The following is a 24625-nucleotide window of genomic DNA, read 5'->3' on the forward strand; positions in this document are numbered from 1 at the left end:
GAGAGTGCTATAAATCCGATTAGAGTCGGTAAAAACGACCGCGTTCCAAAACGAAGAAAACAATAATCAAGCAGGGAAACAAAAGCGCTGCGTTCATCCCTGAAAAAGCATCTGCCTGACATACGTTTACGCTGCAAATAAAACAAGCTCGTCCCGACAATCCGTCGGAAGACAGCCGAACGATCCAGAACCTGCATTGCCAATTGCACAGGGGGATTTGCAAGCCATGTCGATCAGTCCAGCCGCATTCCACGAGGGCAGCGCTTCCTGCGCCATGCCGCCTCCTCTTCGTCCGAGCGCCGTCTGCCGGCAATCATTTCCCCTGCGACAGACATTCCGTCCGCAGCCACGCGCCAACGACCGCATGCGCGGCCAGTCATAAATTCATACGCGCCTTTACATAGCAACGATACGCAGCCGCCGCATCCTTGAGCGGGCGGGCGCACCCATTTCCGGAATTCCGTCCAGGGAGGAAGTATCGAGATGAAAGCCGTCATTCTTACCGGTGGCCTCGGCACCCGAATCAGCGAGGAAACGATAGCCCGGCCGAAACCGATGGTGGAAATCGGCGGCAAGCCGATACTGTGGCACATCATGAAAATCTACTCCCATTACGGGATCAACGACTTCGTGATCTGCTGCGGCTACAAGGGCTATGTGATCAAGGAATACTTCGCCAACTACTTCCTGCACATGTCCGACGTCACCATCGACATGTCGAACAACCGGATGGAGGTGCATCAGCGCTACGCCGAGCCCTGGCACGTGACGCTGGTCGACACCGGCGAGCACACGATGACCGGCGGCCGCCTGAAACGGGTGCGCAAATATCTGCAGGACGAGGACGCCTTCTGCTTCACCTACGGCGACGGCGTCGCCAACATCCACATCGGCCAGCTGATCGACTTCCACAAGACCCACGGCGCGCGCGCCACGCTGACGGCGGTTTATCCGCCGGCCCGCTTCGGCGTGCTCGACATCCAGGGCCATATGGTCTCCACCTTCCAGGAAAAGCCCAAGGGAGACGGCGGCATGATCAACGGCGGCTTCTTCGTGCTGTCGCCGTCGGTGATAGACCTGATTCCCGACGACAGCTGCGTCTGGGAAAAAGAGCCGCTGGAAACACTGGCGGCACAGGGACAGCTGGCGGCGTTCGGCCATGACGGCTTCTGGCACGCGATGGACACGCTGCGCGACAAGCTGCATCTGGAAGAGTTGTGGAAAACCGGCCGAGCCCCGTGGAAGGTCTGGGAATGAATCCCGACTTCTGGCGCGGCAAGCGGGTTTTCCTGACCGGCCACACCGGCTTCAAGGGCGGCTGGCTGGCCCTATGGCTGCACGCCCTCGGCGCCGAGGTCACCGGCTACGCGCGGGAGGCCCCTCCCGGTCTCAGCCTATACGAGGCCGCCGGCGTCGGCGACGCGATGCAGGCGTCCGTCATCGCCGACATCCGTGATCCCGAGCGGCTGCGCGAGGCCATGGCCCGGGCTCGTCCCGACATCGTGCTCCATCTGGCGGCGCAGGCGCTGGTCCGGCCATCCTACGACAAGCCGGTCGATACCTACGCCGCCAACGTAATGGGCACCGTCTACCTGCTGGAGGCGGTGCGCTCGACGCCGACGGTGCGCGCCGTCGTATGCGTCACCAGCGACAAATGCTATGAAAACCGCGAGTGGCCGTGGGGCTACCGCGAGAACGAGGCCATGGGTGGCTACGACCCGTACAGCAGCAGCAAGGGCTGTGCCGAACTGGTCACCGCGGCCTACCGCAACTCCTTCTTCCATCCGGAACGCTTCGGCGAACACCGGGTCGCCGTCGCCACCGCTCGCGCCGGCAACGTCATCGGCGGCGGCGACTGGGCCCAGGACAGGCTGATCCCCGACTTCATCCGCGCCATCTCGGCCGGCCAGCCGCTGTCCATCCGCAATCCGGCGGCCGTCCGGCCATGGCAGCATGTGCTGGAGCCGCTGGCCGGCTATCTGCTGCTGGCGGAGAAGCTGTACCGGCACGGTCCCGAATTCGCCTCGGCCTGGAACTTCGGCCCCTGCGAAGACGACGCCCGCACCGTGGAATGGATCGCCGCCGAAATGACGCGAATCTGGGGCGAAGGCAGCGGCTACCGGGTTCAACACGACGACGCCGCCGTCCACGAGGCCCATTACCTGAAACTGGACTGTTCCAAGGCGAGACAGCGCCTGGGTTGGCGGCCGCGCTGGGCGCTGCCGGACGCGCTGCGACGGATCTGCGACTGGCACCGCGGCCACCGGGCCGGCGCCGACATGCGCGCGGTCTGTCTCGAACAGATCGCCGATTTCCAGCTCGCGGCCACGGACTGATCCACCACGTTCACGATTTTAAGACGCGCCGGCTTCGGCGCCCGCTTGTACAGATTGGATGCGATATGGAAGAAAAAGCGCAACAGCTGCGCCGACAAATAGCCGAACTGGTGGCAGAGTACGCCGGCATCGCGCTGGCCCCCCGCCCCTTCGTGCCCGGCCAGACGGTGATTCCGCCGTCGGGCAAAGTCATAGACGGCGCCGAGCTGCAACATATGGTGGAGGCGTCGCTGGACGGCTGGCTCACCACCGGCCGCTTCAACACCCGCTTCGAGAAGCAGTTGGCGGAATTCCTCGGCGTCAAGCACCTGCTGACCACCAACTCCGGCTCGTCCGCCAACCTGCTGGCGTTCTCGGCGTTGACCTCGCCGCAACTGGGCGAGCGCGCGATCCGCAAGGGCGACGAGGTGATAGGCGTCGCCGCCGGTTTTCCGACCACCGTCAATCCGATACTCCAGTTCGGCGCGGTGCCGGTGCTGATCGACGTCGACATCCCCACCTACAACATCAAGGCGGAGTTGATCGAATCGGCGATCACGCCGAAGACCAAGGCCATCATGCTGGCCCACACGCTGGGCAATCCGTACAACCTGGCCGCGGTGCGGGACATCTGCGACCGCCATGGCCTGTGGCTGATAGAGGACTGCTGCGACGCGCTCGGCTCCACCTACGACGGCCGGCTGGTCGGCAGCTTCGGCGATATCGGCACGCTGAGTTTCTACCCGGCGCACCACATCACCATGGGCGAAGGCGGCGCGGTGTTCACCAATAGCGAGCAGCTGAGGAAAATCGTCGAATCGTTCCGCGACTGGGGCCGCGACTGCTACTGCGCGCCCGGTTGCGACAATACCTGCGGCAAGCGCTTCGGCTGGCAGCTGGGCAGCCTGCCGCTCGGCTACGACCACAAATACACCTACAGCCACCTCGGCTACAACCTGAAGATCACCGACATGCAGGCCGCCTGTGCGCTGGCGCAGCTGGGCAAGCTGGAACGGTTCATCGACGCGCGACGGGCCAACTTTTCCTATCTGAGCGAGCGCCTGGCCAGCTGCGAGGAGTTCCTGATCCTGCCCCGCGCCACCGAACGCTCGGCGCCGTCGTGGTTCGGCTTCCCGATCACCATCCGCCCGGACAGCGGCATCGAGCGGGTGGAAGTGCTGCGCTATCTGGACGAACACAAGGTGGGCACCCGGTTGCTGTTCGCCGGCAACCTGACCCGTCAACCATATATGCAGGGCCAAAACTACCGCGTCCACGGCGAACTCGCCAACACCGACCTGATCATGAGCCACACCTTCTGGATAGGCGTGCATCCGGGCCTGAGCCGGGACATGCTGGACTACGCGGCGGAAAAGCTCGAAACCATCATAGGCGTGAACTTCTAAGGAGCGGGTAATGGAAAAGACCAGACTCTCTGTCTACAACGCGGCGGTCGCCGCCAACTTTTCTTTCCTGAAACAGGCAGGCGACATCCAGCAGGCCTATCTGCGCGCCGTGCCCATCGATGGCGGCGGCTATCTGCTGCCGGTCTGCCGCATGCATCTGCAGGACGCGGCGCTGATCGCCAGGCTGACCGAGTGGCGCAACCGCAATATGGCGGTCTATCCGACCCAGTTCACCGCCACCGGGGACGGCACGCGGGACTGGATGGAAACGCAGTTGCTGAACGTCGACGACCGCATGCTGTTCCTGGTGGTCACCGCCGCCGGCGAAACGGTCGGCCATATCGGTTTCAATCGCTGCCGCAACTCCGACATGCTGTTCGAAATAGACAATATGGTGCGTGGCGTCGCCGACGTCGAGCCGGGCCTGTTCTCCCGCGCGCTGGCCACGCTGATCAAATGGGCCAGAACCACCATCAACGTCAACGGTTTCTTCCTGCGCGTCATCGACGACAATCCGCACGCGATCGCCTTCTACCGGAAAAACCACTTCACGGCCGAGTCCGACACGCCGCTGGTGGCGGTGCGGGACGGCGACAGCGTCAGCTACCGCGAGGCCCTGCCGTCGGAAACGCCTAGCAAGCACTTCGTGCGCATGGTGTATCAGGCGCCGACGCAGCACGTCGGCGACAGCATGATCCTGACCGCCGGCCCGTCGATCTCGGCGCGCGAAGCCGCCTACTCCTTCGACGCCGCGCTCAACGGCTGGAACGGCAATTGGTCGAAATACCTGAACCGCTTCGAGAAAAGCTTCGCCGAATACATCGGCGTCCGCCATGTGCTGGCCACGTCCAGTTGCACCGGCGCGCTGCAGATCGCGCTGATGGCGCTGGACATCGGCCCCGGCGACGAAGTGATCGTGCCGGACCAGACCTGGGTCGCCACCGCCAACGCCGTCCGCTACACCGGCGCCATCCCGGTATTCGCCGACATCGAGCTCGACACCTGGAACATCGACGCCCGCTCGGTCGAATCGCTGGTCACCAGCAAGACCAAGGCCATCGTCGCCGTCCACATGTACGGCCACCCGGCGCGGATGAACAGGATTCTGGACGTGGCGCGCAAATACAATCTGAAAGTGGTGGAAGACGCCGCGCCGGCGATAGGCGCGGAATGGCAGGGCAAGCGCTGCGGCAGCTTCGGCGACTTCGCCGCCTTCAGCTTCCAGGGCGCCAAGCTGATGGTCACCGGCGAAGGCGGCATGCTGGTCACCGACGACGACGATCTGTACAAAAAGGCGTACAAGATCTGGGACCAGGGGCTCAACCCTTCGCGCACCTTCTGGATCGACGAGGACGGCGTCAAGTTCAAGATGTCCAACATCCAGGCGGCGCTGGGTCTAGGCCAGCTGGAGCGGGTCGACGAATTGATAGAAATGAAGCGCCGCATCTTCGAATGGTATCGCGAGGGCCTGGAAGGCGTGCCGCACATCCGCCTGAACCGCGAAGTGGAAGGCGCGCGCAGCATCTACTGGATGAGCAGCATCCTGCTGGAACCCGAGGCCCGCCTGGGCCGCGATCAACTGATGCAGGAATTGAAGGCCCGCAACGTCGACACGCGTCCGGTCTTCCCGGCGATCAGCCAGTATCCGATCTGGCCGCGCCAGCAACAGCCCCAGCCCAATGCGATGTTCGTCGGCCTGCAGGCGATCAACCTGCCCAGCGGCGTCTGCCTGAGCCGCGACGAAGTGGCCTACGTCTGCCGGCAGATACGCAGTCTGCTGCTGGGATGAGCGCGATGGAGCACGCTATCGCCCTGGCCCGCGAGATACGCGCCACCGCCTTGCGCATGGTCCATGCCGCCCGGGCCTCGCATATCGGCAGCGCGCTGTCGATCGCCGACATTCTGGCGGTGCTGTACGGCGGCCGCCTGCGCTTCGATCCGGCCAAGATCGACGATCCGGCGCGCGACCGCCTGATTCTCAGCAAAGGCCACGCCTGCGTCGCCGTCTATGCGGCGCTGGCCGAAATCGGCGTGCTGAGCCGCGACGAGATCGCCAGCTACGGCCAGGACTTCTCGCCGCTGATGAACCACATCAGCCACAAGGTCCACGGCGTCGAGTTCTCCACCGGCTCGCTGGGCCACGGCCTGCCGTTCGCGGTCGGCAAGGCCATGGCCGCCAGGCTGCGCGGCCAGCATTGGAAATGCTATGTGCTGCTCGGCGACGGCGAGATGGACGAGGGCAGCAACTGGGAGGCGCTGATGTTCGCCGCCCACCATGGACTGGACAATGTCGTCGCCATCATCGACCGCAACAATCTGCAGAGCCTGACCACGGTGGAGGCCACGCTGGCGCTCGAGCCGCTGGACCGGAAGCTGGAGGCCTTCGGCTGCCGCGTGTTCGACGTCGACGGCCACGATCACCGGGCGCTGGACGCGGCCTTCGCCGCGGCCGCCTCGGTGCGCGGCCAGCCGACGGCGCTGATCGCCCGCACCGTCAAGGGCAAGGGCGTCAGTTTCATGGAAAACAGCGTGGACTGGCACTACCGCAGTCCGGACGCGCAGCAATTGCGGCAGGCGCTGGCGGAACTGGGGGTGCAATATGCGTAACGCCTTCATCGACGAGCTGGTCAAGCTGGCCGCCGTTCACGACGACATCGTGCTGATGGTCGGCGATCTCGGCTACGCCGTGGTGGAACCGTTCGCCGAACGTTTTCCCGACCGCTTCATCAATGCCGGCATCGCCGAGCAGAACATGATGGGCATGGCCGCCGGCATGGCCTCGGAGGGCTGCCACGTATTCGTCTACAGCATCGCCAATTTTCCGACCTTCCGCTGCGCGGAACAGATCCGCAACGACGTCGACTACCACAAGCTGCCGGTCACCGTGGTCAGCGTCGGCGGCGGTCTGGCCTACGGCAATCTCGGCTACTCGCACCACGCGGTGCAGGACTACGGCCTGTTGCGGATGATGCCGAACATGCTGATCGCCGCGCCGGGCGACCCGATGGAGGTGCGCGCCTGTCTGCGATATCTGGCGCGCCACCCCGGCCCGTCCTATCTGCGGCTGGGCAAGGCCGGTGAACCCTGCCTGCACCGCGAAGTGCCCGATGTGGCGCCGGGCCGCTGGTTGCCGATTGCCCGGCGCGACGGCACGGCGACCTTGCTGTCCACCGGTGCCGCCGCGTCCAGCGCGCTGGAGTGGCTGGACACGCCTGCCTATGCCGGCCACTCGCTGCACTCGATGCCGCTGTGGAGCATGGGCGCCAAGCCGCAACAGCCGGAACGGCTGTCCGACTGGAGCGAGGTCGTCACCGTCGAAGACCATATATACGACGCCGGCTTCGGCAGCTGGCTGCTGGAAGCCGCGGCCTCGGCCGGCCTGGCCGGCAAGGTGCGCAATCGCGCGCTGTCGACGGACATCTTCGGCCAGGTCGGCAGCCAGAAGACCCTGAACCGGCTGGGCGGACTGTAATGATCCTGGCGCTGAAGAAGACCCTGGGCCTGGACCGCGCCATCGTGTTCGTCCTGCTGAACCGAAGCTGGACGGTGCTGGCTGGCTTCGCCACGCTGTATCTGATCTCGACGCATCTGAACAAGGCCGAGCAGGGCTTTTACTACACGTTTTCCAGCATACTGGCGCTGCAGATCTTCTTCGAGCTCGGCTTCAGCGGCATCATCGCCCAGTTCGCCAGCCACGAGATGGCCCGGTTGCGCTGGCAGGGCGGCGACCTGGCCGGCGACCCGCAAGCGCGCCGGCGCTTGTTGTCGCTGTTTCGGCTGGCGATCAAGTGGTACGGCGTCATCTCGCTGCTGACGGTGCTGCTGCTCAATACCGCCGGCTACGCCTTCTTCTCCAATTCTGCGCCGCAGACCGAGGTATTCTGGCGCGCCCCCTGGGTCCTGCTGACGCTGGGCGCGACGCTGAACCTGTTTCTCAGCCCGCTGCTGGCGCTGCTGGAAGGCAGCGGACTGATCGCCGCCGTCAGCGCGCTGCGCCTGCTGCAATCGATCATCGCCTATGCCGCCGGCTGGATCGTGCTGCTCAACGGCGGCAAGCTCTACGCCGCCGCAGCCATTTCTCTGCTCACCGCCGCGACCGGCTTTCACTGGCTGCTGCGCCACTACGCGCCGCTGCTGCGCTCGCTGCGGGAGGATTTTCGCCACGGACCGCGCGACGACAGCGTTTCCTGGCGCGACGAAATCTGGCCGATGCAATGGCGGATCGCGCTGAGCTGGCTCAGCGGCTATTTCATCTCGCAACTGTTCACGCCGCTGGCCTTCCGCTACCAGGGCTCCGAGGCAGCGGGCCGGCTGGGCATGTCGCTGAGCATCGTCACCACGCTGTCCACTGTCGCCAGCGCCTGGCTGAGCACCAAGCTGCCGCGTTTCGGCATGCTGATCGCCGATGGCCGGCGCGATGAACTGCGAGCGCTGTTCCGCAGCAGTTGCGCGCAGTCGGCCGCAGTCCTGCTGGCGCTGCACTGCCTGTTCTTCGCCCTGCTGTTGGCGATGCGCCAGTTCGACGTCGCCCTCGCCGGCCGGCTGCTCGCGCCGGGCGAACTGCTGCCGCTGCTGTTCGCGGCGCTGGCCAGCCACATCGTCTTCCTGCAGGCCTCGTACATACGCGCCCACAAGATAGAACTGTATCTGAAACACGCCATCATCCTCGCCGTTCTGATCTCCGGCTCCAGCTATTACCTGATCCGTCACGGTTCCATAGGAGAAATGCTAGCCGCCTATGCGCTGATCTGCTGCACCGTGGGCCTGGGGTACTCCAGCTATATTTATATCGGCTTCAACAGAAAAAAAACGATGGAGCGCTGACATGAAACAGGCATTGCTGTCGATCTGCATCCCGACCTTCAACCGGGACAAATATCTGAAACGCCTGCTGGACGCGCTGCTACCCGCCATTGCCCGCCAACAGGGCGCCGTGACGCTATGCGTGATAGACAATGCCTCCAGCGACGGCACCGGACAGCTATGCCGCGACTATCAGCAGGCGGGCCATGCGCTGACTTATATCCGCAATGAAGAAAATATCGGCGCCGACGCCAACGCGATCAAGGCGTTCAAGCAGGTGGACGGCATTTACGGCTGGGTTTTGGGCGACGATGAATACGTCTACGAGCAGACGCTGGATAGCGTGGTCTCCGTTCTGAACAATCGGGAACCGGCCATCGTGTATCTGAAAAGCGAGACCTGCACCGCCGCCGCCATCGCCGACAACCGTCCCAGAAACCAGGCCTTCGACTACCACTCATCCCGGCTCGCCTATGCCCGCAATATCGGCGTCTATTTCACCTTCATTTCGGCGATCATATTCAGGAAAGCCCTGCTGGTCTCGCCTGAAAAGCCGCCGATCAAGATCATATACGGCACGTTCATTCCTCAGTTGGCCTGGGTGTTGCCGCTGCTGGAACAAGGTTCGTTGTTCGCCTGCAGCCAGGAAAATCTGATTGCCGCCGAGCCCAACAACACCGGCGGCTATCGCTTGTTCGAGGTTTTCGGCGCCAATATCAAAACCATGCTGGACAATTTTCTTGCCGATGAGCCCAAACTTAGAAAAGTCATACTGGAATCCGCCATGTGGTTCTTGGCCAGCTTTTTTTATGGCAGTGCCAGCGACTTCAAAAAAGAAAATCCTTTAGTCGCATTTGACTTCGCCTTCAAAGAACTTTTATCTTATCGCCTTATTGTAAGGCCGTTATTGTCATACAAGAATCTGGCATCAAAAATTTTCGTCAAAGCGATTTGTCACATACGAAAAAACACACTGTATCAATCGGGCACCTCGAAAAACCCCGGGGTGCCCTCAGCTGGTAAAATTATACCGTCCAGACTCTTGCCGAGCTTGAGCCCGATGAAACCACGCAACGCCATCAAGAAAGACCTGTTCGCCGCCGACCACCACCGGCAGAAGATCGACCACCTGGGCGACCCTCTGGTCGAGATCGAGAAGCACATCAACTTTGCCGCCTTGGCGGCCGAGGTCGATCGGGTCGCGCCTCGGCCAGTCAGCCAGCAGGGCGGCCGCCCGCCGTTTCCGACCGAAACGATGGTGCGGATTCTGGTCCTCAAGCGGCTGTACAACCTGTCCGATGAACAAATGGAGTATCAACTGCTCGACCGGATGAGTTATCAGCGTTTCTGTGGGCTGGGCCAGGCGGTCAACATCCCTGACCGCACCACGATTTGGACCTTCGAGAATCGGATCGGCGAAACCGGGGCCCGTGCACTGTTCGATGGCGTGTCAGCACAATTGCTCAAGCAAGGCTATATCGCGCGCGGCGGCCAAATCATCGACGCGACGTTGGTGCCAGCGCCGAAGCAGCACAACAGCAGCGACGAGAAGATGCTGCTCGATCAGGGCGCAACGCCGGCCGATTGGAAACCCGCGAAGCGGCGCCAGAAGGACCAGGATGCCAGCTGGACCAAAAAGCACGGCAAATCCTACTTTGGCTACAAACTGTCGGTGAACGTCGACAACAAATACAAGCTGATCCGCAAGTTCAAAACTGATACGGCCAGTACGCATGACAGCCAGCATTTCGACAACGTCTTCGATACCAGCAATACAAGCCGGGATGTTTACGCCGACCGAGGCTATCCGTCCGAGGCCCGTGGAGCGCAGCTTGCCCAAGACAGATTTCGGAATCGGATTCAGCGAAAGGGGCACGCCAACAAGCCGCTGTCCGAGTGCCAGCAGCAGCGCAACCACCGCATCGCCAAGGTTCGTGCCCGTGTCGAACACGTGTTCGCCATGATTGATCAGATGGGAGGCAAGTTGGTCCGCACAATTGGCCAACCGCGCGCGAACTTTGCGCTGACGATGATGGCGACCTGTTACAACCTAAAGCGCTTGGTGTTCCTCCGGAAAGCCGGAATCGTGGCCTTCTGACGCCCGAAATGGGCTGAATCGCTGCGTTGAGCGGTGATCCGTTGCAGAAAACGATCCGAATATGGCCGCAAGCGTCATGCTGTTGTTAGGCTTGCTGAAAAGCTTGGGTTATTCGAGATGCCCAATCATAAGACCGTGATCGGCTCATTACCTGGGGTGTGGTGCTTTCATGAAGATACTCATCATCAAGTTATCTGCGCTAGGAGACGTGCTAGCGAGTAGTCCTATTTTTCATCTAATCAAAGATGAACACCCGGAATACCAATTGCACCATTTGGTAATGAAGCAGTGCTCCGTCGCAACGGAAAATAATCGCTACATCGACAAACAACAAATTATCGAACTGGTCCCTTCCGGGAAAATATTACGAGACTTGATGATTCTTGCCACGCTATGGTGGAAAATGCTGTGGGAACGTTATGATACGGCCATCATACTGCATCGGAACATCCGCTTTCAGCTCTTGTGCAAGGCTGCCGGAGTCAAGCGACTGATTGGTTTCTCCAGACAAGAGTGGAATATTCTGGATTGCTCGATGGAGTTCACCATGGAGGGCAATCGGACCATGCAGGAGGTCGAGCTGCTGCGCAAGGCTGAATTGATACATGGCAACCCTACCTCGCTTGAGTTCTACATAGATACCAAAAAAGTCGATTTGACCAAGTTCGCCGCATTGCCCACCAACTATATCGCAGTCAACCCATGGGGCGGCAATCCGCATGCGCCAGCCGACAACAAAATATGGCCAACAGCCAACTATATCGCTCTGATTAACAGCTTGGACCTCCCGATCATACTTTTGGGAAACGGAGAGCGAGAGAAAGCGATTGCCGACTTGATAGAACAGGCATGTGATACACCAGTCATCAACATGGTCAATAAAATTAATTTTCATGAGGCCGCTCATATTATTCAACGAGCCAAGCTTTACATCGGTAATGATAGCGCCCTACTTTACCTTGCGGCAGCCCTGAAGACCCGCTCCATTGGTCTATATGGCCCAACCGCCGTCAGCTCTTTTTTGCCATTGGGAAATAAGCAGTTTTATATCCATTCCCAAACCTCCTGCTCCCCATGTTATAATTCTCTGGATGGCGTAAAATCCAAAATGTATACCTGCGCCGACAATGTCTGCATGAAGAGCATTTCTCCATCACAGGTCTTGAAAAAAGTTCAGTCGATACTGGAGATAGAGAACCAGGTTTGTAAATGAAACTTAAAACATTGAAATTTTTCGACAAGCTATTAGCAACAATAGTAAATCGACTTCCAACTAAAACCATGCGCCACCATGCGCCCTCCCCATCGCGGATACTAATTATCAAGTTGTCCGCCATGGGTGACGCTTTGTGCATGTTTCCCGCAGCTCGCCGGCTGGCCACCGTTTTCCCAGAAGCCCATATCGATTGGTTGACGACGAAGCGCAGCAATCCGGTCTATTTTTCCGCGCTACCATTTCTCAATAAAACCATCATTCTCTCGACATCGCTACGAGATATTTTCATATCCGGCGTTCGCATTCTTCTGTCGTTGAGAAGATATGATCTCATTATCGATTTTGATCAGTACTACCGTGTATCAGAATTGCTGTCTTATTTCGGTAAAATCAATGCAGGCTTTGATGCCCCGCTGAAGGGCTCGGCCTTCGCAATCAAGATTCCTTACGATCCCGGAATCAATGAAACCGACATGTTTCATCGCCTGATCGACCGTGTGCTGGCCGAGTATTCGGCCCCATCGACAGCGTCCTCCCGCTTCGATCTGCCGGAACTGCTGACCGGCTTCCAGCCATCGGAACGGTTGCGGGCAATCGCCGCCGACATCCGCTCCATCGGCTTGCCGGTGCTGGCCTTCTATCCCGGCTCAAGCCGCAACGCAGCCTTCCGCCGGCTCGATGCGGGAAAATACCTGCAAGTGATTGAAAGCCTGCGCAGCCGTTGCACCGTCGTCATTGCAGGCGGCCCGGACGAGGCCGAGCTGAAACCCGTCTTTCCCGCCTCTTCGGCGCAACTGTTCAACCTGATAGGAGAGTTGAGCTTGCTGGAATGGACTTGGCTATTTCACTCGGCCATCGACGTCTTCGTCGGCAACGACGGCGGGCTGCTGCATGTGGCTGAAAGCCAGTCCGTCCCGGTCGTCGGCATCTTCGGCCCCGCGCTGTACCGGAAATGGGGATCGGCCAATCCGAGGTCGATCGCCGTCGAAACCAGCCTGCCCTGCCGTCCCTGCCTGAAAAACTATCTCGGCATGGTTCCATCCCACTGCCAATTCGAAACCGTCAAATGCCTGGACGCGATAACAACGCAATCCATCGTCGACGCCGTCGACGCCGTTCTCGACAAAACCGCCGTTCCACATCCGTGACCACATCATGCGATTCCTGGCCCAACTGAACGCATTCCTTTTCCGGCGAGCCGGGCCCAGGCTCCGCGGACTGCTGTCCGGGCCGCTCCGTCAGGTCGCCTTTCATCGGCTGGGCCGCCACAACAAGATCTATGGCGGCGAAGCCATCTATGCCGGCCAACGGGTATGCATCGGCGACTTCTGCTGGATCGAGGCGGTCGTCCGCTACGGCGCGCAGTCGTTCCAGCCCGCCATCGTGCTGCGCGACGGCGTGATGATATCGGACATGACCCATATCAGCGCCGTCTCGCGAATCGAGATAGGCCGGAATTGCCTGCTGGGCAGCAAGATCTATATCGGCGATCACTCCCACGGCACGGCGAGGCTGACGGCCGACAGTTGCCGGACGCCTCCCGGCCGGCGGCCGCTGGACGATATCGCCGAGATCGCGATAGGCGATGACTGCTGGATCGGCGACGGGGCCGTCATCCTGGCCGGCAGCCGCATCGCGGCCGGCTCCATCGTCGCCGCCAACGCCGTCGTCAAACTTCAGACCGACAAGCCGGCCCTGATCGCCGGCAACCCGGCCAAGGTTGTTCGTTACTTCGAGTGAGCCGACATGACCACCATTACCGTAGCGGTACCATCGTTTTCCCGCCCGAATGAGTTGCGGGAACTGATCGAGTCGGTGCTGGGCGCCGACGAACTGCCCGACGAGCTGTTGATCTGCGAAGACCGCTCGCCGCTGCGCGACGAGATCGCCGCCGTGGTCGACAGCTACCGCGAGGCCTTCGCCGCCACCGCCTGCCGGCTGAGTTATGTCGAGAACGAGCAGAACCTCGGCTACGACGGCAACATCCGCAATCTGTTTCAGCAGGCGTCCAGCGACTACGTGCTGATCCTGGGCGACGACGACGTCATCTACGCCAACGCCATCGCCGAATCCCGGCGCTTCATCGACGCCCACCCCGGCATCGCCTTCATTTCCCGCACCTACAGCCGCTTTTCCGCATCGCCGCGGGACATCATCAACACGACTTGGCTGCGCGGCGAAGACTGCGTGGTGGACCCGTCGAACTCGACGCCCAATCTGGTGTTCCGGCTGTGCGGCTTCGTCGGCGGGCTGATCGTCAAGCGCGACTGGGCCAATGACAAGGCGACCACGCGCTACGACGGCTCGCTGTACTACCAGTTCTATCTGGCCTGCCTCGCCTACTACGAAACCGGGATAGGCTATATCTTCGCCTCCATCGTCGGCGGCAGGGCCGGCAACCCGCCGCTGTTCGGCTCCGCCGAGCACGAGAAAGACGTCCACATCCCGGGCTCCTACCGTCCCAAGGGGCGCGCCAAGATGTGGGCCGGCCTGCTCCGCATCGCCGCCGACGTCGACGCGCTGGGCCACGCGGGCCTGTACCACAGCATGCGCAATGAAATCGCCGGCCGGCAATCGTTCCATATCTTCGAAATGATGCCGGTCCAGGGCCGCAAGGCGACGCTGGAGCTGTTCTGCGAACTGCGCAGGCTGCGGCTGACCCACAAGCTCCTGCCCTGGCTGCTGACCACCTTCATCTGCGTTTTCGGCAGCTATGCCGGGCTGGGCTTCGCGCTGTTCCGCAAACTTCAGTTTTCGATAGAAGGCGGCATCGGCGTCAAGATGTGACCGCAGGCGACCAGCCAGGCAAACCGACACAAGGCGCGACGGCATGAGAAAACTGACGCTGTTCTACTTTTACTTCATCTGCCTCTACTGGTATCCGGCCACGCTGCTGCAATGGGGGTCCTACGGCAGCGTGGAGGAGGCGATTCCTGCCTGGTTCAAGCTGCTGCGCGCGGTGCTGGTGCTGGTGCTCGCCGCCCAGCTCGCCTCGTCTCCCAACATCAGCCGCAAACTGGTGATGCCGCTGGCCTTCTTCTGCTACTGCGTGCTGCTGTCGCCGCAACTGCCGGCCGTCATCGCGCTGGGCACCTTCGTGCTGTCGATCGCCATCAGCTACAAGATCCGCATCGACAGCATAGACTGGAACCGGCACATCCGGCTGATCAGCTGGATCAGCTATTTCGCCTGCGCGCTGGAGATCGCCGGCGTCGTCGTCTCGCCGCACTCCTACGGCGGCGAACTGCGGGTCGTCGCCACTTTCGGCGGCCCCAACAACGCCGGCATCATCCTGTCCGGCTTCGCGCTGCACCATTACCTTCGCTTCCGCGACGGCAGAAAACTGTCCGACCTGCTGCACTTCATCGCGTGCACGCTGGTGTCCTTGCAGACCGCGTCGCTGAGCGCCACGATGGCGTTCGCGCTATGCCTGGTCGCGCTCAATCCCATCCTCGCCGTGCTGCTGCCGGTCCTGTTGCTGGTCACCGCCTCCGTCAACGACTTTCTGACACTGAAAATCGAACATCTGATGGACACCGTCAACGGCGGCAATTCGATAGGCTCGTTCAACGACCGGATGGACAATATCAACAGCATCATCGGCAACTTCAACGCCTCGCCGCTGAAAGCGCTGTTCGGCAGCCGGCTGGGCTCGGAAAGCGATTATCTGGGCACGCTGGGCCAATACGGTCTGGTCGGCGTGGCGCTGCTGCTGCTGTCGCTGCTGCCGCTGCGCCTGAACGTATTCCTGGCGCTGGGCCTGCTGCAGGGCATTTTCACGCCCTTCCTGTTCTCCTTCCCCAGCTTCGCCATCCTGTTTCTGTTATCGCGGATTCACCTGCAGCAGAAACAAAGCGCGCTCGCCGAATCCGCCCCGGCAGCCCGGCAGCAGGCGGGGACCCCGCCGCCGCTTGCCGAACCATGAAGCCGCATACGATTGCAACACCGCCACAAAGCCATATCGCCAACTGAATCGATGAACCACCACAGGATCATGATCATGAAAAACCAGTTCAAGATAGCCTTGTTCGCCAATCACTATCCCGGCTTGCAGATCGCACGCTACCTGGCGGCCAATCACGCGACGGACACGGTGGCCGCGCTCTACCTCTCCGGCGAGCAGGCCGACAACGACCGCGCGATCGCGGAAGCCATGAACATAGCCAGCGACCGGGTCTTCGTCGGCCGAGGGATCATAAAAGACGCCGAGCACATCCAGTGGTTCCGAGCCCAGGATTTCGACGCCATCATCTGCGTCTACTGGCCCTGGCTGCTGGACAAGGAAGCCTTCACCGCCGCGCCGATCACCGTCAACTTCCATCCGGCGCTACTGCCTATCAACCGCGGCTGGTTCCCGCATGTGCACAGCCTGATCGACGGCAGCAAGACCGGCGTCACGCTGCACAAGATCGAGGACGGCGCCGACACCGGCTCGATCTGGGCACAGAAAGAGGTGCCGATCGCGCCGACCGATACCGCCAAGGACATCTACGACCGGCTGCAGCAGGAAATCATCGCGCTGTTCCAGCAGAAATGGGACGACATCAAGCACGGCCGCATCGCGCCGGCCGTTCAGAACGAGGCCGGGGCGGTCTACCACGGCAAGAAGGAGATCGAGGGACTGGACCGGATCGACCTGGACCGCGACTACAGCGCGCGCGAATTGATCAACCGCATGCGCGCCCGGACCTTCGGCAATCGCGGCTTCGCCTATTACGAGGAGAATGGCGAGAAGATCTACGTGAAGATCTCGCTGTCGCGCAGCAACAAATTCGACTGAGCCGTTCCGCCGTCCAATGCAAAAGCCCCTGTCTGCTGAGCGACAGGGGCTTTTGAACGATGGCGCTCAGATGTCCAGATAGCCGAGAATGCCTTCGGCCGCCTGCCGTCCGTCATACACCGCGCGCACCACCAGGTCGGCGCCGCGCACCATGTCACCGCCGGCGAAGATTTTCGGATGGCTGGTCTGGCATGGATGCTTGCCGCGCGCCGGCGCCAGCGTGCGGCCGTTGGCGGCGGTGGCGATGCCCTGGGCCTCGAACCAGCCGGCCGCCTCGGCCTGGAAGCCGAAGGCGACGATGACATGGTCGCATTCGATGATCTCCTCGCTGCCCGGCACCACCTCGGCGCTGCGACGGCCGTTGGCGTCCGGCTCGCCCAGCCGGGTCTCGGCCAGCTTGACCGCCAGCGTGCCGCCTATCATCGGCTCAATCGCCAGCGGCTGGCGGTTCCACAGGAATTCGACGCCTTCCTCCCTGGCATTGGCCACCTCGCGCTTCGAGCCCGGCATATTGGCCTCGTCGCGGCGGTAGGCGCAGATCACCCTCCTCGCGCCCTGGCGGATCGCCGTGCGGTTGCAGTCCATCGCGGTGTCGCCGCCGCCCAGCACCAGCACGCGCTTGCCGCGCATCGACAGCGCCGCCTCGTCCTTGGGCAGCGTGCCCAGGCTCTGGCGGATATTGTTCACCAGATAGGGCAGCGCCTCCATCACGCCCGGGCTGTCCTCGCCCGGAAAGCCGCCGCGCATGTAGCGATAGGCGCCCATGCCCATGAACACCGCGTCATGCTTCTTCAGCAGCTTGTCGATGGAGATGTCCTTGCCGACCTCGGTCTTCAGCACGAACTCGACGCCCATGCCCTCCAGAACCTCGCGCCGGCGGCGCACCACCGCCTTCTCCAGCTTGAACTCGGGAATGCCGAAGGTCAGCAGGCCGCCGATCTCCTCGTAGCGGTCGTAGACCACCGCCTTGACGCCGTTGCGCGCCAACACGTCGGCGCAGGCGAGGCCGGCCGGGCCGGCGCCGATCACGGCGACGGTCTTGCCGCTGGCGATCACCCGCGACATGTCCGGCCGCCAGCCGGCCTTGAACGCCTCGTCGGCGATATATTTCTCGATGCTGCCGATGGAGACGGCGCCGAAACCGCCCTGGTTCAGCGTACAGGCGCCTTCGCACAGCCTGTCCTGCGGGCAGACGCGGCCGCAGATCTCCGGCAGGCTGTTGGTCTGGTGCGACAACTCCGCCGCCTCGAACAAGCGGCCCTCCTCGACCAGCTTCAGCCAGTTGGGGATGTAGTTGTGCACCGGGCACTCCCACTCGCAATACGGATTGCCGCAGGACAGGCAGCGGCCGGCCTGATCGGCCGCGTCCACCGCGTGCAAGGGCTGGTAGATTTCCTTGAACTCTATCCTGCGCACCGCGGCGTCGACCTTGTCGCCGGGGTTGCGCGACAGCTTCATGAACTGGAATACATCGGACATCGTGTTCTCTCCCGCTGGGGTGGGCGCCGCCTCGGCGACGCCCGATAGGGTTGCAACCGGCGCTCAGTCTTTCAGCAGGCTTTCCAGCTTGGCGGCCTTGGGCTTCACCAGCCAGAAGTAGTCGACGTAATCGTCGAAGTTCTGCAGCATCGCGCGGCCGGTTTCCGAACCGGTCAGCTCCACGTGCTTGGCGATCTTTTCCAGCAGGAAGGCGCGGTACATGCCCATCGCCTCGCCGTTGATCAGATGGATGTCGATCAGCTCGTTGTTGTAGCGGTAGGCGAATTTCTCGTTCGGGTCGTAGACGAAGGCGAAGCCGCCGGTCATCCCGGCGCCGAAGTTGTAGCCGGTCTCGCCCAACACCACGACGGTGCCGCCGGTCATGTATTCGCAGCAGTGGTCGCCGGCGCCCTCTATCACCGCCATGGCGCCGGAGTTGCGCACGCCGAAGCGCTCGCCGGCGATGCCGGCGGCGAACAGCTGGCCGCCGGTGGCGCCGTACAGACAGGTGTTGCCGATGATGATGGACTCGCCGGCCTTGTAGCCGGCATCCTTCGGCGGATAGATGGTGACGCGGCCGCCGGCCATGCCCTTGCCGACGTAATCGTTGGCGTCGCCTTCCAGCTCCAGATGCAGGCCGGGCGCGTTCCACACGCCGAAGCTCTGGCCGGCGCTGCCGGAGAACTTCACCTTCAGGCAGCCGAACGGCAGGCCGGCCGCGCCATGGACGCGGGCGATCTCGCCGGACAGCCGGGCGCCTATCGAGCGGTGGGTGTTTTCTATCGGATATTCCAGCTCCAGCATCTGCCGGTTGTGTATCGCCGGCAGCGCGTCGCGCTGGATCCGCTCGGCCAGCTCGCCCTTGTCGAACGAGGGATTGCTGTCCTCGACGCAGAAGCGCGGCTCGCTGTCCGGCACCGTGCCCAGCGACAGCAGCGGCGCCAGGTCCAGCCGGCCCTGGCGCTCGGTCTCGCCGTCCAGCGCCTCCAGCAGGTCCATGCGGCCGATCAGCTCCTCCATCGAACGCACGCCCAGCTTGGCCATCCACTCGCGGGTCTCGCGGGCGATGAACAGGAAATAGTTGACCACCATCTCCGGCAGGCCGGTGAAGTACTTGGAACGCAGCTTGATCTCCTGCGTCGCGACGCCGGTGGCGCAATTGTTCAAGTGGCAGATGCGCAGATACTTGCAGCCCAGCGCCACCATCGGCCCGGTGCCGAAGCCGAAGCTCTCGGCGCCGAGTATCGCGGCCTTGACCACGTCGAGGCCGGTCTTCAGGCCGCCGTCGGCCTGCACCCGCACCCGGCCGCGCAGGCCGTTTGCGCGCAGCACCTGCTGCGCCTCGGACAGGCCCAGCTCCCACGGCGAGCCGGCGTATTTGACCGAGGTCAGCGGCGAGGCGCCGGTGCCGCCGTCGTAGCCGGAAATGGTGATCAGGTCGGCATAGGCCTTGGCCACGCCGGCGGCGACGGTGCCTACGCCGGGCTCGGCCACCAGCTTGACCGACACCAGCGCGGTCGGATTGACCTGCTTCAGGTCGAAGATCAGCTGCGCCAGGTCCTCGATCGAATAGATGTCGTGGTGCGGCGGCGGCGAGATCAGGCTGACGCCCTCCTTCGCGTGGCGCAGCCGCGCGATCAGACCGGACACCTTGTCGCCGGGCAGCTGGCCGCCCTCGCCCGGCTTGGCGCCCTGCGCCACCTTGATCTGCAGCACCTCGGCGTTGACCAGATAGTGCGGCGTGACGCCGAAACGGCCGGACGCCACCTGCTTGATCTTGGACATCTTCTCGGTGCCGTAGCGCGCCGGGTCCTCGCCCCCCTCGCCGGAGTTGGAGCGGCCGCCCAGGCGGTTCATCGCGATCGCCAGCGCCTCGTGCGCCTCCGGCGACAGGGCGCCCAGCGACATGCCGGCCGAATCGAAGCGCTTGACGATGGCCTCCACCGGCTCCACCTCGTCCAGCGCGACCGGCTCGCCGGCCGGCTTCAGCCGCATCAGGTCGCGCAGCATCGCCACCGGACGGGTATTCACCGTTTCCGCGTATCGCAGGTATACGTCGTAGTCGCCGTTCTGCACCGCCTTCTGCAGCAATTGCACCACGTCCGGGTTGTAGGCGTGGTATTCCTCGCCGTGCACATACTTCAGCAGGCCGCCCTGGTTCAGGCCCCGCATCGGATTGAACGCCAGCTTGGCCAGTTTTTTCTGATCGGCCTCGAAATCGGCGAAATTGGCCCCGGACACGCGCGACACCGTGCCCTTCAGGCACAGTTCGACCACCTCCTCGTGGATGCCGACCGCCTCGAACAGCTGCGCGCCGCGGTAGGAGGCGATGGTCGAGATGCCCATCTTGGACAATACCTTCAGCAGGCCCTTGTTGATGCCCTTGCGATAATGCTGCAGCGCCTCGTTCGGCTTCAGCTTCACCTCGCCGTTGTTCACCAGCTCCAGAATGGCCTGGTAGGCCAGATAGGGATAGACCGCGGTGGCGCCGTAGCCGATCACGCAGGCCATCTGGTGCGCGTCGCGCACGGCGGCCGTCTCGACGACGATATTGGTCTTGCAGCGCAGGCCGGCGTCGATCAGCGCGTGGTGCACGGCGCCGGTGGCGAACAGCGCGTGTATCGGCAGCCGCTCGCCGGTGGCGTGGCGGTCGGACAGCACCACCACCACCGTGCCCTCCTCCACCGCCTCCACCACATGCCGGCTCAAGCCGTCGATCGCCTCGCGCAGCGAGCACTCCTTCGGGTCGTAGCACAGATCGAAATTGGTGGCCTTCAGATAAGGCTCCGGCCGGGTGGTGACGCGGACGAACTTCTCGTGGCTCAGCACCGGGCTGCGCACCTCCAGCCGCTTCGCGTGCTCGGCGCTCTCCTCGAACATATTGCGTTCCGGGCCGAACACGGTGTTCAACGACATCACCACCGCCTCGCGTATCGGGTCGATCGGCGGGTTGGTCACCTGGGCGAACTGCTGGCGCAAGTAGTCGAACGGCGACCTGACCTTCTGACTCAACACCGCCATCGGCGTGTCGTCGCCCATCGATCCGACCGCCTCCTGGCCGTCTTCGGCCAAGACGCGCAGGATCTGGTCGCGCTCCTCGCGACTGAAGTTGAACAGCTTTTGCAGCCGGCTCAGCTCGTCGCCGGACAACGGTTCGACGCCGGCGTCGTCCTCTATCGACAGTTCCAGATACTTGGCGCTGTCCTTGATCCACTGCCGGTACGGCTTGGCGCTCTTCAGCATCGCGTCGATGTATTCCGGCAACAGCAGCTCGCCGCTGGCGAGATCGGCGGCGAACAGCTGGCCCGGCTTGACCCGGCCCTTCTTCACCACGTCCTGGGCGCGGTAGTCCCAGACGCCCACCTCCGACGCTATCGTCAGGATATTGTCGCGGGTCAGCACCCAGCGCGCCGGACGCAGGCCGTTGCGGTCCAGCATGCAGGCGGCGTAGCGGCCGTCGGTCAGCACGATGCCGGCCGGACCGTCCCACGGCTCCATATGCATGGAATTGAATTCGTAGAAAGCGCGCAGGTCCTTGTCGGTGGAGTCGACGTTCTGCCAGGCCGGCGGCACCAGGAGGCGCAGCGCGCGGAACAGCGGAATGCCGCCCATCAGCAGCCCTTCCAGCATATTGTCCAGGCTCATCGAATCGGAGCCGTCGATCTGCACGATGGGGCGGACCGCGTCCATGTCGAGATGCGGCGAGGCCATGATGCGCTCGCGCGCGCGCGCCCAGTTGCGGTTGCCCTGCACCGTGTTGATCTCGCCGTTGTGGGCGAGGAAACGGAACGGTTGCGCCAGCTTCCACTGCGGCCAGGTATTGGTCGAGAAGCGCTGGTGGAACACCGCCAGACTGGATTCGAACCGCGGATCGGCCAGGTCCAGGAAGAAGCGCGGCAGATTGTCCGGCGTCATCAGGCCTTTGTAGGAAATGGTGTGCGGCGACAACGTGGGCAGGTAGAAACAGGAATCGTCGTCGCGGTTGGCCTTCTCCGCCTGGCGGCGGCCCATGTACAGCCGGCGCTGGAAGGCCAGCTCGTCCATGCCGAACGGGCAGTTCACGAAGACCTGGGAAATGGCCGGCAACGACGCCAGCGCGGTCTCGCCGCAGGCCGAGCGGTCGACCGGCACCGTGCGGAAACCGGCCACTTCCAGTTGCTGCGCCTCGAGCTGCTCGCGCAGCCGCGCGAGGCTGCGCTCGCCTGTCGCCCGATCCGGGTGGTGGAACACCAGCCCGGCGGCGTACACTGACTTCAACGCGATGCCGGCCTCCAGCGCCACCTCGCGCAGAAAGCCATCCGGTTTCTTGAACAGCAGCCCGCAACCGTCGCCCGACTTGCCGTCCGCCGCCACCGCGCCTCTATGGGTCAGCTTGGCCAGCGACGAAATGGCGGTGGCCACCAGCCAGTGACTGGGCTTGTCGTCCAGTTGGGTGATCAGGCCGAAGCCGCAGCTGTCTTGTTCGAACTCCGGTTTATACAATGTGCCCTGCAGTCGGCTCTGTCTGTCCATTTCTCTGCCCATTTATACTTTGTAGTGATGGCTTTGATTCTAAGGGCAAGATCGCGACAGCCGCAAGACGCGCCGCTGCGGTGCAACAATTGTTCAAACTCAACCACTTAAAATTCAATTTATTGATTATTAATGTAATTTCCCTACTCGGAATTGACGTATTTATTGATTTTTTGAGACTTTTATTTTCAAAAAAGCGACAGAATCACCCGCACAGAAACTGATACAAAGCAGCATTTTTCTCAATATTTTGTATTTTGTAAGACAAAATCCAAATAACCATGACCCACGAAGACCAGTCATTGCAGACACTGCAGTTCGTCCGCCAGCTGGCGGAACAGGCGCTGTCGCGCTCCGCCGGCGCCCCGCTGATGCCCGGCAACCGGGTAAGCTTGCTGTACGACAGCGCCGACAACTTCCCGGCCTGGGAGGCCGCCATCGCCGGCAGCGACGATTCGGTCTTCATTGAAATGTATATTTTCGCCAATGACCAATTTGGCCTGAAAATTCGCAATCTCTTGATAGAAAAAGCCAAGGCAGGCATCCAAGTTTGTCTGCTATATGACTGGCTGGGCAGCTGGCGCGCGCATCTGGCCGGCTTCTTCAGGCCGCTGATCGAGGCCGGCGGCCAGGTGCGCGCCTACCATCCGCCCAGCCTGGGCGCCGGCCTGAGCCTCTTGGGCCGCAACCACCGCAAGATGATCATCGTCGACCGCCGCCAGTTGTTCGTATCCGGCCTGTGCATCAGCGCCAGCTGGCAAGGCCGGCCGGAACAGAACCTGGCGCCGTGGCGCGACACCGGTCTCGCGCTGGAGGGGCCGTTGCTGGCGCCGGCGCTGGCCGCCTTCGCCGACAGCTGGGCCAGCTGCGGCGAGCCGTTGGACGAGGACTGGCTGCGGCCGATCCGCGTCGAACCCTGCGGCTCCGCCTCGGCGCGGCTGATCGCCACCACGCCGTCCACCGCCCGGATGATGCGGTTGGACCTGCTGGTGGCCAGCTTCGCCCGTCGCACGCTGTGGCTGACCGACGCCTACTTCATGGCCACCAGCCTGTATCTGTCGGCGCTGCAACAGGCGGCGCGCGACGGCGTCGACGTGCGCCTGTTGGTGCCGCGCTCCAGCGACATCCGCTGGATCGCCACCGTGTCGCGCACCCAGTACCGGCCATTGCTGCAGGCCGGGGTCAGGGTGTTCGAATGGAACGGGCCGATGATCCATGCGAAGACCGCGGTGGCCGACGGCCGCTGGGCCCGCATAGGCTCGACCAATCTGAATCTGTCCAGCTGGCTGGTCAACCGCGAGCTGGACGTGGCGCTGGAGGACGAGGCGCTGGCCGGCGAGCTGGCGCAGCGCTTTTTGCAGGACCTCGAACAGTCCACCGAGATCGTGCTGCGCCACGAGCGGCGCCGGCCGGTGCCTCGGCCGGTGCGGCAGGAAAAGCGCCAGCGCGGCACGACCAAGGAGATGGCGATCAGCGGCGCCAGCGCGGCAGCGCGCCAGGCGATGCGCATCGGCGACGCGCTGGGCGCCGTGGTGCGCGGCAGCCGCAGCGTCGAGAGCAGCGAGGCGCCCGCCTTTCTCAGCATAGGCGTCGCGCTGTGCGCGCTGGCGCTGGCGATCGCCTACTTTCCGTGGCTGGCCGCCGCGCCGCTGGTGGCGCTGCTGGCCGGCAGCGGGCTCGCGGTGGCGTTCAAGGCCCTAGGCCTGTACCTGGAGAAACGGAGAAAAAAACAACAGTCGAGACTGGCCGCCGGCGGCGACGACAAGGACAAGACCCCGCCATCCGACTGCCAATGAAAACAGCGCCTTAAGCGGTGCGCCCGCCTGCCGTGTCGACAACAAGGACGATGGCCGGAACCGGGCGACAGTCCGCTCGCGGAATTTTTCGCGGCATCTTCCGCAGCGCACAACAACATGACAGGCAAAAGGTCTACAATGCGCGCTTCTTGGGATGTTCTCCAGGCCGGCTGACGTGATGCAACTGCAGGTTGCTAAGTACGGACCGCGGCGCAAAGCG

At 62.7% G+C, this 24625-nt stretch carries 17 protein-coding genes and 1 pseudogene; 16 read left to right on the forward strand and 2 right to left on the reverse strand.

Annotated features, from left to right (window positions below):
- Nucleotides 1-483 precede the first annotated feature (483 nt).
- The 15 genes and pseudogenes from rfbF (at nucleotide 484) to CXB49_RS18075 (ending at nucleotide 16618) form a co-directional block, all read left to right on the forward strand.
- Nucleotides 484-1257 (forward strand): glucose-1-phosphate cytidylyltransferase, encoded by a 774-nt coding sequence (gene rfbF, locus CXB49_RS18010; protein WP_101709659.1) that lies wholly within the window; start codon nucleotides 484-486, stop codon nucleotides 1255-1257.
- Nucleotides 1254-2336, forward strand: coding sequence for a CDP-glucose 4,6-dehydratase (gene rfbG / locus CXB49_RS18015; RefSeq protein ID WP_101709660.1), 1083 nt, complete (start codon nucleotides 1254-1256; stop codon nucleotides 2334-2336). The genes rfbF and rfbG overlap by 4 nt, the downstream gene beginning before the upstream one ends.
- Before the next feature lie 65 nt (nucleotides 2337-2401).
- Nucleotides 2402-3721 (forward strand): lipopolysaccharide biosynthesis protein RfbH, encoded by a 1320-nt coding sequence (rfbH, locus tag CXB49_RS18020; RefSeq protein WP_101709661.1) that lies wholly within the window; start codon nucleotides 2402-2404, stop codon nucleotides 3719-3721.
- A gap of 10 nt (nucleotides 3722-3731) precedes the next feature.
- Nucleotides 3732-5510 (forward strand): bifunctional GNAT family N-acetyltransferase/PLP-dependent aspartate aminotransferase family protein, encoded by a 1779-nt coding sequence (locus CXB49_RS18025; protein WP_101709662.1) that lies wholly within the window; start codon nucleotides 3732-3734, stop codon nucleotides 5508-5510.
- A gap of 5 nt (nucleotides 5511-5515) precedes the next feature.
- Nucleotides 5516-6328: a transketolase gene (locus CXB49_RS18030; protein WP_101709663.1), complete on the forward strand. Its 813-nt coding sequence runs from the start codon at nucleotides 5516-5518 to the stop codon at nucleotides 6326-6328.
- Complete coding sequence (locus tag CXB49_RS18035) at nucleotides 6321-7193, forward strand: transketolase family protein (RefSeq protein ID WP_101709664.1); 873 nt, start codon at nucleotides 6321-6323, stop codon at nucleotides 7191-7193. The genes CXB49_RS18030 and CXB49_RS18035 overlap by 8 nt, the downstream gene beginning before the upstream one ends.
- On the forward strand, nucleotides 7193-8545 hold the full coding sequence (locus CXB49_RS18040) for a hypothetical protein (protein ID WP_101709665.1): 1353 nt from the start codon (nucleotides 7193-7195) through the stop codon (nucleotides 8543-8545). The genes CXB49_RS18035 and CXB49_RS18040 overlap by 1 nt, the downstream gene beginning before the upstream one ends.
- A 1-nt stretch (nucleotide 8546) precedes the next feature.
- Nucleotides 8547-9047 (forward strand): annotated as a pseudogene (locus tag CXB49_RS24160) (glycosyltransferase family 2 protein); the annotation flags it as partial.
- Between the two features lie 537 nt (nucleotides 9048-9584).
- Nucleotides 9585-10622: an IS5 family transposase gene (locus CXB49_RS24165; protein ID WP_101706533.1), complete on the forward strand. Its 1038-nt coding sequence runs from the start codon at nucleotides 9585-9587 to the stop codon at nucleotides 10620-10622.
- A gap of 169 nt (nucleotides 10623-10791) precedes the next feature.
- On the forward strand, nucleotides 10792-11835 hold the full coding sequence (locus CXB49_RS18050) for a glycosyltransferase family 9 protein (protein ID WP_101709667.1): 1044 nt from the start codon (nucleotides 10792-10794) through the stop codon (nucleotides 11833-11835).
- The gene (locus tag CXB49_RS18055) at nucleotides 11832-12986 is read left to right on the forward strand and encodes a glycosyltransferase family 9 protein (RefSeq protein WP_101709668.1); all 1155 of its coding nucleotides are present in this window, start codon (nucleotides 11832-11834) and stop codon (nucleotides 12984-12986) included. Before CXB49_RS18050 ends, CXB49_RS18055 begins: the two co-directional genes overlap by 4 nt.
- A 7-nt stretch (nucleotides 12987-12993) precedes the next feature.
- The gene (locus CXB49_RS18060) at nucleotides 12994-13578 is read left to right on the forward strand and encodes an acetyltransferase (RefSeq protein ID WP_101709669.1); all 585 of its coding nucleotides are present in this window, start codon (nucleotides 12994-12996) and stop codon (nucleotides 13576-13578) included.
- 6 nt (nucleotides 13579-13584) lie between these two features.
- Nucleotides 13585-14625, forward strand: coding sequence for a glycosyltransferase family 2 protein (locus tag CXB49_RS18065; protein ID WP_101709670.1), 1041 nt, complete (start codon nucleotides 13585-13587; stop codon nucleotides 14623-14625).
- A 43-nt stretch (nucleotides 14626-14668) separates the two neighbouring features.
- Nucleotides 14669-15763, forward strand: coding sequence for a hypothetical protein (locus tag CXB49_RS18070; RefSeq protein ID WP_101709671.1), 1095 nt, complete (start codon nucleotides 14669-14671; stop codon nucleotides 15761-15763).
- Nucleotides 15764-15838: 75 nt separating this feature from the next.
- The gene (locus CXB49_RS18075) at nucleotides 15839-16618 is read left to right on the forward strand and encodes a formyltransferase family protein (RefSeq protein WP_158300944.1); all 780 of its coding nucleotides are present in this window, start codon (nucleotides 15839-15841) and stop codon (nucleotides 16616-16618) included.
- Between the two features lie 66 nt (nucleotides 16619-16684).
- Here CXB49_RS18075 and CXB49_RS18080 read toward each other — a convergent pair whose 3' ends face one another.
- Both CXB49_RS18080 and gltB read right to left on the reverse strand, forming a co-directional pair.
- Complete coding sequence (locus CXB49_RS18080) at nucleotides 16685-18097, reverse strand: FAD-dependent oxidoreductase (protein WP_101709673.1); 1413 nt, start codon at nucleotides 18095-18097, stop codon at nucleotides 16685-16687.
- Between the two features lie 63 nt (nucleotides 18098-18160).
- Nucleotides 18161-22609 (reverse strand): glutamate synthase large subunit, encoded by a 4449-nt coding sequence (gene gltB, locus CXB49_RS18085; protein WP_101709674.1) that lies wholly within the window; start codon nucleotides 22607-22609, stop codon nucleotides 18161-18163.
- Between the two features lie 281 nt (nucleotides 22610-22890).
- Between gltB and CXB49_RS18090 the strand changes: the two genes are divergently transcribed.
- Nucleotides 22891-24405, forward strand: a complete 1515-nt coding sequence (locus tag CXB49_RS18090; protein WP_101709675.1) for a phosphatidylserine/phosphatidylglycerophosphate/cardiolipin synthase family protein — start codon at nucleotides 22891-22893, stop codon at nucleotides 24403-24405.
- The last annotated feature ends 220 nt before the right edge of the window (nucleotides 24406-24625 follow it).

Source organism: Chromobacterium sp. ATCC 53434 (assembly GCF_002848345.1).
In the GTDB taxonomy this organism is placed as follows: Bacteria; Pseudomonadota; Gammaproteobacteria; order Burkholderiales; family Chromobacteriaceae; genus Chromobacterium.

Coding starts and splice junctions, on each gene's coding strand:
- rfbF (WP_101709659.1), top strand. CDS start 484: ATGAAAGCCGTCATTCTTACCGGTGGCCTCGGCACCCGAATCAGCGAG.
- rfbG (WP_101709660.1), top strand. CDS start 1,254: ATGAATCCCGACTTCTGGCGCGGCAAGCGGGTTTTCCTGACCGGCCAC.
- CXB49_RS24165 (WP_101706533.1), top strand. CDS start 9,585: ATGAAACCACGCAACGCCATCAAGAAAGACCTGTTCGCCGCCGACCAC.
- CXB49_RS18040 (WP_101709665.1), top strand. CDS start 7,193: ATGATCCTGGCGCTGAAGAAGACCCTGGGCCTGGACCGCGCCATCGTG.
- CXB49_RS18055 (WP_101709668.1), top strand. CDS start 11,832: ATGAAACTTAAAACATTGAAATTTTTCGACAAGCTATTAGCAACAATA.
- CXB49_RS18090 (WP_101709675.1), top strand. CDS start 22,891: ATGACCCACGAAGACCAGTCATTGCAGACACTGCAGTTCGTCCGCCAG.
- CXB49_RS18050 (WP_101709667.1), top strand. CDS start 10,792: ATGAAGATACTCATCATCAAGTTATCTGCGCTAGGAGACGTGCTAGCG.
- rfbH (WP_101709661.1), top strand. CDS start 2,402: ATGGAAGAAAAAGCGCAACAGCTGCGCCGACAAATAGCCGAACTGGTG.
- CXB49_RS18075 (WP_158300944.1), top strand. CDS start 15,839: ATGAAAAACCAGTTCAAGATAGCCTTGTTCGCCAATCACTATCCCGGC.
- CXB49_RS18065 (WP_101709670.1), top strand. CDS start 13,585: ATGACCACCATTACCGTAGCGGTACCATCGTTTTCCCGCCCGAATGAG.
- CXB49_RS18080 (WP_101709673.1), bottom strand. CDS start 18,097: ATGTCCGATGTATTCCAGTTCATGAAGCTGTCGCGCAACCCCGGCGAC.
- CXB49_RS18030 (WP_101709663.1), top strand. CDS start 5,516: ATGGAGCACGCTATCGCCCTGGCCCGCGAGATACGCGCCACCGCCTTG.
- CXB49_RS18025 (WP_101709662.1), top strand. CDS start 3,732: ATGGAAAAGACCAGACTCTCTGTCTACAACGCGGCGGTCGCCGCCAAC.
- gltB (WP_101709674.1), bottom strand. CDS start 22,609: ATGGACAGACAGAGCCGACTGCAGGGCACATTGTATAAACCGGAGTTC.
- CXB49_RS18035 (WP_101709664.1), top strand. CDS start 6,321: ATGCGTAACGCCTTCATCGACGAGCTGGTCAAGCTGGCCGCCGTTCAC.
- CXB49_RS18060 (WP_101709669.1), top strand. CDS start 12,994: ATGCGATTCCTGGCCCAACTGAACGCATTCCTTTTCCGGCGAGCCGGG.
- CXB49_RS18070 (WP_101709671.1), top strand. CDS start 14,669: ATGAGAAAACTGACGCTGTTCTACTTTTACTTCATCTGCCTCTACTGG.